8 protein-coding genes are annotated in these 10,868 nt (G+C 69.7%); 7 read left to right on the top strand and 1 reads right to left on the bottom strand.

The genetic code is table 11. From position 1 onward, the window contains the following. The 7 genes from FIF60_RS21615 to FIF60_RS13350 form a co-directional block, all read left to right on the top strand. On the top strand, positions 1 to 542 hold a 542-nt coding region (locus FIF60_RS21615; RefSeq protein WP_456305152.1), incomplete at its 5' end, for a hypothetical protein. A 45-nt stretch (positions 543 to 587) separates the two neighbouring features. Then, entirely contained in the window at positions 588 to 1,127 is a 540-nt protein-coding gene (locus FIF60_RS13375) for a CDP-alcohol phosphatidyltransferase family protein (RefSeq protein ID WP_144186589.1), read from the top strand. After that, the gene (locus FIF60_RS13370; RefSeq protein ID WP_239451615.1) at positions 1,124 to 2,269 is read left to right on the top strand and encodes an AI-2E family transporter; all 1,146 of its coding nucleotides are present in this window, start codon (positions 1,124 to 1,126) and stop codon (positions 2,267 to 2,269) included. Before FIF60_RS13375 ends, FIF60_RS13370 begins: the two co-directional genes overlap by 4 nt. A 75-nt stretch (positions 2,270 to 2,344) precedes the next feature. Further along, on the top strand, positions 2,345 to 3,052 hold the full coding sequence (locus tag FIF60_RS13365) for an HdaA/DnaA family protein (protein WP_144186588.1): 708 nt from the start codon (positions 2,345 to 2,347) through the stop codon (positions 3,050 to 3,052). A gap of 32 nt (positions 3,053 to 3,084) precedes the next feature. Continuing rightward, positions 3,085 to 5,301, top strand: coding sequence for an RNA degradosome polyphosphate kinase (locus FIF60_RS13360; protein ID WP_144186587.1), 2,217 nt, complete (start codon positions 3,085 to 3,087; stop codon positions 5,299 to 5,301). Then, a complete protein-coding gene (locus tag FIF60_RS13355; protein WP_239451614.1) occupies positions 5,285 to 6,829 on the top strand; it encodes a Ppx/GppA phosphatase family protein in 1,545 nt (514 codons plus the stop codon). Before FIF60_RS13360 ends, FIF60_RS13355 begins: the two co-directional genes overlap by 17 nt. 161 nt (positions 6,830 to 6,990) lie before the next feature. After that, entirely contained in the window at positions 6,991 to 7,602 is a 612-nt protein-coding gene (locus FIF60_RS13350; RefSeq protein WP_338032083.1) for a DUF1194 domain-containing protein, read from the top strand. Between the two features lie 109 nt (positions 7,603 to 7,711). On the opposite strand, the gene FIF60_RS13345 is transcribed toward FIF60_RS13350, so the two are convergent. Beyond that, complete coding sequence (locus FIF60_RS13345) at positions 7,712 to 10,864, bottom strand: efflux RND transporter permease subunit (protein WP_144186585.1); 3,153 nt, start codon at positions 10,862 to 10,864, stop codon at positions 7,712 to 7,714. Positions 10,865 to 10,868 lie beyond the last annotated feature (4 nt).

Genomic DNA, 10,868 nt, shown 5'->3' with positions numbered 1-10,868 from the left:
GCTTCGCGGTCCGCGGCGTGCCGGCCGAAGCGACGGCCGACACCGCCACCGCCGCCCGCGAGCGGGCCATCGCCGGCGGCCTCCGCTCGGCCTGGCAGGCGCTGCTGGCCCGCGAATCGCCTGGCGACGCGGCCCGCCTCTCCGGCGTGAGCGGGGAGGAGATCGAGCGTCTCGTCGAGAGCTACGAGGTCGAGAACGAGCAGATCGGGCTCACCCGTTATGCCGCGACGTTGAACGTGTTCTTCCGGCCCGAGCGGGTGCGTGGGCTGCTCGCCGCCCGTCCGGCCGGCGGCACGGCCGGGCGTGTCGAGGTGGTCGCCCCCCTGTCGGGGCTGCAGGACTGGGTGGAGATCCGCCGCCGCCTCGCCGGCGCGCCGTCGATCGGCGGGTACGAGGTGATCGCCCTGTCCCGGCGGGAGGCGCGGCTTGCCCTGAGCGTGCCGGGCGGGCAGGCGTCGGCCGCCTCCGCGCTGCAATCCGCCGGGCTCAGGCTGTCCGAGGGGGCGGGCGGGCTGACCCTCGGCCTCGCACCGGCGCCGTGAGGCGGCGCGGCCCTTGACGCGGGACAGCCAGCGCGCGGGGGCGGCATGATCTCCATCCCCAACGCCATCACGCTCGCGCGGCTGTGCGCCGTGCCGCTCGCGGTCTGGCTGATCCTCAAGCACGAGATGGTGCTGGCCTTCTGGCTGTTCGTCGCCGCCGGCGTCTCCGACGCGGTGGACGGCTACATCGCCAAGCGCTTCAACGCGCAGACCGCCGTCGGCGCCGTGCTCGACCCGGTGGCAGACAAGGCGCTGCTCGTGTCCGTCTACGTCACGCTCGGGCTGACGGCGAAGCTGGCCGACTGGCTGGTGATCCTCGTCGTGTTCCGCGACATCTTCATCGTCGGCGGCATCCTCGTTCTGTACGTTCTCGGCTCGCCGCCGGAGATCGCGCCGCTGCCGGTCAGCAAGGTGAACACCGCGCTGCAGATCGCGCTCGCCGCCATCGTCCTTCTGCATGAGGCCTACGCCGTGCCCGGCCCAGCGGTGATCGACGCGCTCGTCTGGGGGGTGGCGGCGAGCACGCTGGCCTCGGGCATAGGCTACGCGCTGCGCTGGGTCAGGGGCGGCGGAGCGGCGGGATGAGCCTGCGCGAGGCCCCGCCCCCAGTCACCGATCCGGGCGGCGGGCAGGCGCTTGGGCCCGACCCGCGCCCTGACGAGCGCATGCGCAGGCAGAGGCTGATCGCGCTCGCCGCTGGCATCGCCCTGGTGCTGTTTGCCCTCTACCTCTTCGCCTCGATCCTCCTCCCCTTCGTCGTGGCCGCGCTGATCGCCTACCTTCTCGACCCGCTGGCCGACAGGCTCGAGGCGGTCGGCGTGCCGCGGGGGCTTGCGGCGATCCTGCTCGTCGCGGGCGTGTTCTCGCTGTTCGTTCTGTTCCTGCTCTTGTTCTACCCGCTGCTGCTCGCGCAGCTGACCATCCTGGTCGCGCGGCTGCCGGACTACGTCACCGCCATCCGGGCGCTGATCACCGAGAGCCTGCTTTGGCTCGCCGACAGGCTCGGGCCGGAACTGGTGGACAGGCGGCTTCGCGAATTGGCCGTCGGCCAGGCGGCAAGCATGCTCGGCTGGCTCGCCGGCGCGGTCGGCACGCTGATCGGCGGCGGGGCGCGGCTCTTCAACGTTGCCGCGCTCGCGGTCGTCACCCCGGTCGTCGCCTTCTACCTGCTGCGCGACTGGCCACGCATGATCGCCGCGATCGATGGCTGGGTGCCGCGCCGCTACCTGCCGACGGTGCGGCTGCTCGCCGGGGAGATCGACCGCATCCTCGCCGCCTGGGTACGCGGCCAGGCGATCGTCTGCCTCCTTCTCGGCTCCTTCTATGCCGTGGCGCTGACGCTTGCCGGGCTCGAGCTTGGCCTGATCGTCGGGCTGACGGCGGGGATCATCAGCTTCATCCCGTATGTCGGCACGCTCACCGGCTTCGTGCTCGGCGTCGGCATGGCGCTCGCCCAGTATGCGACCTGGCAGGAGGTCGCGGTCGTGGCGGCGATCTTCGTCATCGGCCAGACGGTCGAGGGCTACATCATCTACCCACGCCTTCTCGGGGACAGGGTCCAGCTTCACGCCGTTTGGGTAATCTTCGCCCTGTTCGCAGGCGGCGCGGCGTTCGGGTTCCTCGGCATCCTGCTCGCAGTGCCCGCGGCCGCGGCGATCGGGGTGATCGCGCGGTTCTGGCTGCGCCGCTACTTGGCGAGCTCTCTCTTCCACGACCGCAATCCTTGAATGGCCGGAGGCGGAAAAACGGGGCAGCTTCCGCTGCCCTTCGTGCCCGGCCGTTCCTTTGCGGAGGCAGACTTCGTGCCGGGCGCCGCGAACGAGGAGGCGCGCGCGTGGCTCGCACGCTGGCCAGGCTGGCCGTCGGGCAGGCTCGTGCTCTGGGGACCGGAGGGAAGCGGCAAGAGCCACCTCGCAGCGATCTGGCAAGGCCGGGCCAAGGCGGCGGTCACGACCGGCGCCGCCCTGGCCGAGGCCGAGCCGGAAGCCGCCCTTGGCCTCTGCACCGAAGCGGGCGCGGTGCTCGTGGAAGACGCCGATGCCGCGCCGCAGGGCCGGGCGATGTTGCATCTCATCAACGCCGCCTCGGAACGCCGCGCCAGCCTGCTGATGACCGCCCGTGACCCGCCAGGGCGCTGGCGGGCGAGCCTTCCCGACCTTCGCTCGCGCCTCGCCGCGACCGCCTCGGTGGCGATCGCCGCGCCAGACGAGAGCCTGCTCGAGGCCGTTCTCGCCAAGCACCTGGCCGACCGGGGCACAACGCTGCGCCCCGACCTTCTCTCCTGGTTGGTGCTGCGCGCGCCGCGCGACTTCTCGACCATTCATGCCCTTGCGGCGGAGCTCGACGCCGGCTCCCTCGCCGCGGCACGCGCCGTCACCCGGCCGATGGCAGCCGAGGCCCTCGCCCGCGCGATGGCAGCGACCGGACATGCCGCGCCAGAGGCGGGCAGCGATGACAATTCGATGGCGCCGGAGCACCCTCCCTCGCGCCGGGAAGGCCCGCTGGGGTAGGGTCACGCTCCGTACCTGCAGGAGACAGAAGGATGGCCCGCGTGCGTGAGGTCGCCAGGCGCATCGAGACCGGCGGGGCGGACGAGGACACGCCCCCCCGCCCAGACCCGACCTCGAGCCCCGACCGGTTCATCAACCGGGAGCTTTCCTGGCTCGCCTTCAATACGCGCGTGCTCGAGGAGGCGGACAACCCCCGCCATCCGCTCCTCGAGCGGGTGCGGTTCGTCTCGATCTCTGCCTCGAACCTCGACGAGTTCTACTCCGTCCGCGTCGCCGGCCTCGTGGGCCAGGCGGCGGCGGGCATCGCCAAGGCGAGCCCCGATGGCCGCTCACCCCTGCAGCAGCTTGCCGAGATCCACGTCGCGGCCCAGGGACTGATCGAGGAGCAGCAGCGCGTCTGGCTCTCTCTCAGCGGCCCCCTCCGCGAGGCCGGCCTCGCCGTGATCGACACCTCCGAGCTCGTGGAGGACGACCGATCCTGGCTCGACCAGGTGTTCATGGAACGGATCTTCCCCGTCCTTACCCCCCTGGCGATCGACCCGGCGCACCCGTTCCCCTTCATCCCCTCGCTGGGCCTCGTGATGGTGCTGAAGCTCGCGCATGCCGAGGACGGCACGGCGATGCGCGCGCTCCTGCCGATCCCCACCCAGGTCGAGCGGTTCATCCGGCTTCCGGCCCCGGGCGACGGGCGGCAGATCCGCTTCCTCCTGCTCGAGGACGCGATCGGGCTGTTCCTCGACAGGCTGTTCCCGGGCTACCGCCTCACCGGCAAGGGCTTCTTCCGGCTGATCCGCGACAGCGACGTGGAGTTCGAGGAAGAGGCGGAGGACCTCGTCCGCTCCTACGAATCGGCACTCAAGCGCCGCCGCCGCGGCAAGGTGATCCGCCTCTCGGTGAACACCGACATGCCGGCCGACCTCCTCGAGTTCGTGACCGACGAGCTCGACGCCTCGCGTGCCGAGGTGTTCGCCGTCGAAGGCATCCTCGGCGTGGCCGACCTCAAGCAGATCATCGTCGACGACCGGCCCGACCTGCTGTTCACGCCCTACACCGCGCGCTTTCCCGAGCGAATCCGTGATTTCGGCGGCGACTGCTTCGCCGCGATCCGCCACAAGGACATCGTCGTCCACCACCCCTACGAGAGCTTCGACGTGGTGGTGCAGTTCCTTCGCCAGGCCGCGCGCGACCCCTCCGTCGTCGCGATCAAGCAGACGCTCTACCGCACGAGCCGCGACAGCCCGATCGTGCGCGCGCTCATCGAGGCGGCGGAGAACGGCAAGATCGTCACGGCCATGGTCGAGCTGAAGGCGCGGTTCGACGAGGAGCTGAACATACGCTGGGCGCGAGAGATGGAAGCGGCCGGCGTGCAGGTCGTCTACGGCTTCATCGAGCTCAAGACGCACGCCAAGCTCTCGCTCGTGGTGCGGCGCGAGGGAAGCTCGCTCCGCTCCTACGCGCATGTCGGCACGGGCAACTATCATCCCTACACGGCCCGGGTGTACACCGACCTCTCCTTCTTCACCTGCGACCCGGACCTGACGCGCGATGCCGCGAGGCTCTTCAACTTCATGACAGGCTATGCACAGCCCGCGCGCATGGATGCGTTCGCCTTCGCCCCGCTGACCATCCGCCCCAGGCTCGAGGAGCTGATCGCGCGGGAGGTCGCGTTCGTCGAGGCGGGCAAGCCGGGCACGATCTGGCTGAAGATGAACTCGCTCGTCGACGAGAAGCTGATCGACGCGCTCTACGCCGCGTCGCAGGCGGGCGTGCGGATCGAGATCGTCTGCCGCGGCATCTGCTGCCTCAGGCCCGGCGTTCCGGGTCTTTCGGAGAACATCCGCGTCAAGAGCATCGTCGGCCGCTTCCTCGAGCACGCGCGCATCTTCGCCTTCGGCAACGGCCACCCCTTGCCGTCGCGCGAGGCGGCCGTGTTCATCTCCTCGGCCGACTGGATGGCGCGCAACATGGACTGGCGCGTCGAAGTGATGGCCCCGATCCACAACCCCACCGTCCATGCCCAGATCCTCGACCAGATCATGGTCGTGAACCTCAAGGACGAGGCGCAGTCCTGGACGCTGGGGCCGGACGGCACCTACCGCCGCGTCGAGGCCGCCGATGGTGCCTTCTCCGCGCACGAATACTTCATGACGAACCCCTCCCTCTCCGGCCGCGGCAGCGCGCTGCACGGGCCGGCGACCGTCTCGGTCACGCCGCTGCGCGAACGGCAGGACCGTGTCGCGCAGGACTGAGCCAAGGGACGCGGAGGCGCCGCCGCGCCGCGCGGGCGTGGTCGATCTCGGCTCGAACTCGGTGCGTCTCGTGGTGTTCGAGGGCCTGGCGCGGAACCCATCGGCGATCTTCAACGAGAAGGCGATCCTCGGCCTGGGCCGCGGCCTGCAGGCGAGCGGCAAGCTGAACGAGGACGCGATCGCCCATTCCATCCTCGTGCTCGAACGCTACGTCGCGGTCGCCCGCTCGATGGGGGCCGACCCGCTGGAGGTTCTCGCCACCGCCGCGGTGCGCGATGCGACGAACGGCGAGGACTACGTGGCGATGCTGCGCCGGCGGTTCCGCGGCCTCTCCATCCGCGTGCTGACGGGGCAGCAGGAGGCGCAGCTCTCGGCAGAGGGCGTGCTGTGCGGCATTCCCGACGCCGATGGCGTGCTCGGCGATCTCGGCGGGGGAAGTCTCGAGCTCGTGCACATCCGCGATGGCGCTGTGGTCGATTCGGCAACGCTTCCGCTCGGCGTGATCCGCCTTTCCGAGCAGGCTGGCGGCGATGTGGTGCGCGCGCGCGCCATCGCCGAGGAAGCGCTCATCTCCATTCCGTGGTTGCGCGAGGGCGCGGGGCGGGACCTCTACCTCGTCGGCGGCGCCTGGCGCGCGCTCGCCCGGATCCATATCGGCCAGACAGGCTATCCGCTCGCGATCGTGCACCACTACACGCTGCCGAAGGAGGAGGCGCGCGACCTCACGAGCGTGGTGACCAACCTTTCGAAACGCACGCTCGAGCGCATCCAGGGGCTGAGCCGCAGGCGCGTCGACGGCCTGCCCTTCGCCGCGGTGGTTCTGCGGCGGCTCCTCCGCGTCTCGCAGGCACGCCGCGTGGTGTTCAGCGCAAACGGCATGCGCGAGGGCTGGTTCGCCGGAAGGCTGCCGCCGGCAGTGCGCGCGGAGGACCCGCTGATCGCCGCGGGGCGCGAGCTGAATGCACGATTCGGGCGCGGCGGCATGCTTCCGCCCGAGCTGGTCGAGTGGACCGCGCCGCTCTTCCCCACAGAGACCCCGCAGGAGAGGCGGCTGCGCGAGGCGGCATGCTGGGTGAGCGACATCGGCGCGCACGAGCACCCCGACTACAAGGCCGAGCAGGCCTTCCTGCGCATGCTGCGCCAGCCGGGCATCGGGCTCGATCATCACGCCCGCGCCTTCCTCGCGCTCGTCGTGGCAATGCGCCACGAGGCCGAGCCTGACCAGCCCTGGCTCGCGCCGGCGCGCGTCCTGCTCGATGCCGCAGCCGCGCAGCGTGCCGAGATCGTCGGCGCCGCGCTTCGGCTCGCCTACACGCTCTCTGGCGGGTCGGCGCGGCTCCTCGCACTCACGGGGCTGCGGCGCGAAGGCGGGCGCCTGGTGCTCCGGCTGTCTCAGGGCGGCGGGGTGTTCGCCGGCGACAGCGTGTGGCGACGCCTCGAGCGGCTCGCGGAACTCGTCGGCGCCGAGCCTGGCACGGAGATCGCGCCGCCGCCCGACGATCTCAGGACCGACGACGCCGCGGACTGACCTCGCGCGATCGCCATGCCGCGGCGTGCCGACTCGCTGGCAATCGCCCGGCCGCCTCTGGTAGCGTTCTACTTATGCGTGCGACGCGCCGAGCCCTGCTCGCCGGATTGCCCGCCTTCGCGGCGGCTCGACCCGCACATGCGAGCGAAGAGCCGGTGGACATGCTTCTCGTGCTCGCCGTCGATGTCAGCCGCTCGATCGACGAGGATGAGGCGAAATTGCAGCGCGAAGGCTATCGCTCCGCGATGGTCGACAACCGCGTCATCTCGGCGATCAGGAGCGGCACGCTGGGTGCGATCGGCGTGCTCTATCTCGAATGGGCCTCGGCAGACTATCAGCGTGTCGTCATCCCCTGGACGCGGATCGACGGTGCGGGCACGGCCAACCGATGGGGCGACCAGCTCGCCGCCGCGCCGCGCGTCTCGATGAACTGGACCTCCATCTTCGGCGCCATCGAGGCATCGATGCGCGCGCTCAACGATGCGCCGTTCGAAGGCACGCGCAAGGTGATCGACATCTCCGGCGACGGGGTCAACAACTCCGGCGGGCCGGTGACGCTGATGCGCGACCTCGCCGTCGATGCCGGCATCACCATCAACGGCCTGCCCATCCTGAACGACCGTTCGCCCTTCGGGCGGCCGCAGAACATGGCGCTCGACCAGTACTACCAGGACTTCGTGATCGGCGGCCCAGGCGCATTCATGATCGCCGCCGAGGACTTCAACGCCTTCCAGGGCGCGGTGCTGCGCAAGCTGATCCGAGAGATCTCGTGATCGATGCCCTCAGGCGCCGGGCACCCGCTCCGCGGGCTGGGCTTGCCGCATAAGCGGCCGCGCGCGGGTCGCGCGCTTGACGTAAGCGCGATCAGGAAGCGGGCGGGCGCTACTCGCCGGGCGCGTGTTCCGCCGGCTTGGCCTTGCTCCCGAACCAGCCCTTGATGCGCTCGCGCCATCCCTGGAAGAACACGTACAGCATCGGAATGACGAAGATGCCGACGGCGGAGGCGGCGATCATGCCGGCGAACACGCCGATCGACACGTTCCGCCGCGCGATCTCCGCCGCGCCCTGCGCCGTCACCAGGGGCACGAGGCCGAGGATGAAGGCGAAGGAGGTCATCATCACCGGGCGGAAGCGAAGCCGCGCGCCCTCCGTCGCCGCCTCGAGCAGCGGCACGCCCTTCTCGCGTTGTTCCTTCGCGAACTCGACGATCAGGATGCCGTTCTTCGCCGCGAGCGCGATCAGCACGACGAGGCCGATCTGCGCATAGAGGTCGAGCGGCGCCTTCGCGACCATGATGCCGATGAACGCGCCGAGCACGCCGACCGCGACGGAAAGAAGAACCGGAATTGGAATGGTCCAGCTCTCGTAGAGACCGACGAGAAAGAGGTAGGCGAACAGCACCGCCATCGCGAGGATCGCGGCCATCTGCCCCTCGGCACGCTTCTCCTGGAACGAGATGTCGGACCATTCGAACCCGTAGCCCGAGGGAAGCGTCCGGCGGGCAACGTCCTCGACGGCCGCGAGAGCCTGGCCGGAGGACACCCCGGCCGCACCCGAGCCGAGCATCGGCGCGGCGCGGTAGTTGTTGTAGCGGGCAAGGGTCTGCGGCGCCTCCTCGATCCGGACCTCGGCGAGCGAGCGCATCGGCACCATCTCACCGTTCGCGTTCCGCACGAAGATGCGCAGGATGTCCTCGACGTTCCTTCGGTCGGACGGGTCACCCTGCACGTTCACCTGCCAGGTGCGCCCGAACAGGTTGAGGTCGTTCACGTAGGCGCCGCCGAGCATGGCCTGAAGCGTCGAGAACACGTCCGACACCGAGACGCCGAGCGTCTGGACCTTGTCGCGGTCGATGTCGAGATAGACCGACGGCGTCGACGCGGAGAAGGTCGAGAAGGCGAAGGCGATGTTCGGATCCTGGTTGGTCGCGACAACCATGCCCCGCAGCACCTGGGCGAGCTGCTTCGGGTCGCGCCCCTCGAGGTCCTGCAGCATGAACGTGAAGCCGCCCCCGGTACCGAGGCCGATGATGGGCGGCACGTTCAGCGCCTGCGCAACACCGTCGCGCAGCGACGCGAATTGCCGTCCGAGATCCCGGATCACCGCCTGTGCGCCGAGTTCGGGCGATCGGCGCTCCTCGAACGGCTTCAGGAGGATGATCATGAACGTGGCATTCGATTGCGCCGCACCGTCGACGAAATTGTAGCCGACAACGGTCGACACGTTCTGGACGGCCGGATGCGCCGCGACGATCCTCTCCACCTCGGTCGCGACCGCGGAGGAGCGGTTGACCGACGCCGCGTCGGGAAGCTGGATCACGCCGAACAGCGTGCCCTGGTCCTCCTCCGGCACGAAGCCTGTGGGCGTGACGCCCGCGATGCCGACAATCCCGGCCATAGACGCGCCGACGACGATCAGCGAGATCGCGGCGACCCGCACGAGCCGCTTCACCACCGCGCCATAGCCATTGGCCACCCGGTCGATGCCGCGCATCAGCGCCCCGATCGGCCCCTTCTTCGGTCCATGCGCGGGCCGCAGGAACACGGCCGACAGCGCTGGCGAGAGCGTCAGCGCGTTGATCGCCGACAGCACCATCGCGACGGAGATGGTCACGGCGAACTGGCGGAACAGCTCGCCCGTGATGCCGGCGATGAAGGCGATCGGCACGAACACCGACAGAAGCACGAGCGTGATGGCGATGATCGGCGCGGTGATCTCGGCCATCGCCTTCTTGGTCGCCTCTGCCGGCGTCAGGTGCGGCTCCTCGTGCATCACGCGCTCGACGTTCTCGACGACGACGATCGCGTCGTCGACCACGATGCCGATGGCGAGCACCATCGCGAGCAGCGAGACAGTGTTGGCCGAGTAGCCGATCATCAGGAGGATCACGAAGGTGCCGATGAGGCTGACGGGCACCGCGATGGTCGGGATCAGCGTCGCGCGAAGGTTGCCGAGGAAGACGAACACCACGAGCACGACGAGCACGAACGCCTCGATAAGCGTCTTCTGCACCTCGTGGATCGTCTCGGTCACGAAGGTCGTCGCGTCGTAGGTGACCTCCCAGCGCAGTCCCTCCGGAAAGCGCTGGGCCATGTCGGCCATCGCCGCCTGCACGGCCCTCGCCGCCGAGACCGCGTTCGCCCCCGGCGCCTGGTAGACGGCGAAGAGCTGCGCGGGCTTGCCCTGGAAGCGCGTCTCGACATCGCTCATCCGCGCGCCGAGCTCGACGCGGGCGACGTCGCCGAGCCTCAGCACCGAGCCGTCCGGGTTGGCTCGGATGACGATGCGCTCGAACTGCTCGGTCGAAGCGAGCCGGCCTTCGGTCGTGATGGTGAGCTGGAACTGCTGGTCATCGCTGATCGGGCGCGCACCGATCCGGCCGACGGGCGCCTGCACGTTTTGGGCCCGGATCGCCGCCTGCACGTCTCCCGGCGTCAGGCCGAGCTGGGCGATACGGTCGGTGTCGAGCCAGACGCGCATAGAGTAGTCGAGCGGGCCGAACAGCGTCACGTCGCCAACGCCGGCCGTGCGCTTGATGCGATCGAGCACGTTGATGGTGAGGTAGTTCGAGATGAAGAGGTTGTCGTACTTCCCGTCTGGGTCGTAGACCGCGATCACGTTGAGGAACGCGGATGAGACCTTCTTCACGGTCACGCCGATCTGCTTCACCTCGTTGGGCAGCGAGGCGAGCGCGACCTGCACGCGGTTGTTCACGTTGACGGTGTTGATGTCGGGATCGGTGCCGAGCTCGAAGCTCACCGTCAGCGTGTAGGTGCCGTCGGACGCGGAGAGGCTCCGCATGTAGATCATCTTGTCGACGCCGACGACCTGGCTCTCGATCACCTGCGCGACGGTCGTCTCCACCACGGCCGCGCTCGCGCCGGGATAGGTCGCCGTCACCTTCACCTGCGGCGGCACGATGTCGGGATACTGCGCGACGGGGATGCGGGTCAGCGCGAGCAGCCCAGCGATGGTGGTGACGATCGCGATGACGATCGCGAGCCGCGGGCGGTCGACGAAGACGGCGCTGATCATCTCC

The organism is Elioraea rosea (assembly GCF_007644105.1).
GTDB classification, from domain to species: Bacteria; Pseudomonadota; Alphaproteobacteria; order Acetobacterales; family Acetobacteraceae; genus Elioraea_A; species Elioraea_A rosea.
Note: the sequence above shows the minus strand (reverse complement) of the source record. Positions and strands in the feature narration are given on the sequence as shown.